The organism is Maribellus luteus (assembly GCF_003576475.1).
Classification (GTDB): domain Bacteria; phylum Bacteroidota; class Bacteroidia; order Bacteroidales; family Prolixibacteraceae; genus Draconibacterium; species Draconibacterium luteum.
In genome coordinates this window covers 1-570 of sequence record NZ_QWGR01000189.1, presented here as the reverse complement: position 1 = coordinate 570, position 570 = coordinate 1, and the positions used below count along the sequence as shown (strand labels likewise).

2 protein-coding genes are annotated in these 570 nt (G+C 60.9%); one reads left to right on the top strand and one right to left on the bottom strand.

Going from position 1 to position 570, the window contains the following annotated elements:
* A partial coding sequence (locus D1614_RS28545; RefSeq protein WP_206610189.1) for a hypothetical protein occupies window positions 1-194 on the bottom strand: 194 nt, incomplete at its 3' end.
* 115 nt (window positions 195-309) lie between these two features.
* Here D1614_RS28545 and D1614_RS28540 point away from each other — a divergent pair.
* Window positions 310-570 (top strand): hypothetical protein (locus tag D1614_RS28540; RefSeq protein WP_241558166.1); only part of this gene is annotated, 261 nt, incomplete at its 3' end.

Sequence of the window (570 nt, the reverse complement as noted above, 5' to 3'; positions counted from 1 at the left end):
CGAGCCGGGTGATCGATTTCATCCACGAACGGTGCATGGTGGCGGGAGGGAACTCCGATGAGGGCGATGGTGCCCGTGCTCTTCGAAGAGTCGCAAGTGGTTTTGATGGTGGTAAGACAGTGTGCCAGCGATTTTGTTGCGTCGCAGCATTGAAAGTGGGCGAAGCGCCGCATCGGCGCCTGAATGAGGCGCAAAGTTTGCAATTGAGCGCGGCTGTCATGGAGACACCGTTGGTGAGCGGCTACACTGCCGCGACGGACGAGCCCCACAGTGGGCGTCTCCACTTTCCCCGTTCCCCGTTGTGTACTTATGGAGGTCGTTATGGGTTTTTTTGACTTCATCAAAGAGGCTGGCGAGAAGCTTTTCCATGGCGCCGCCGCAGCCGCGCCCGCCGATGCGTCAGCAGATGCCGACGCCGCCAAGGCGGCCGACGATGCCAAGGGCCAAGCCATTCAGGACTACATCGCGCAGCAGGGTCTGAGCGCCACGGCGTTGTCGGTGCAGGTGGAAGGCGATGCTGCGAAGGTGTTTGGCGTAGCGCCGGATCAGGCCACGCGCGAGAAAATCATC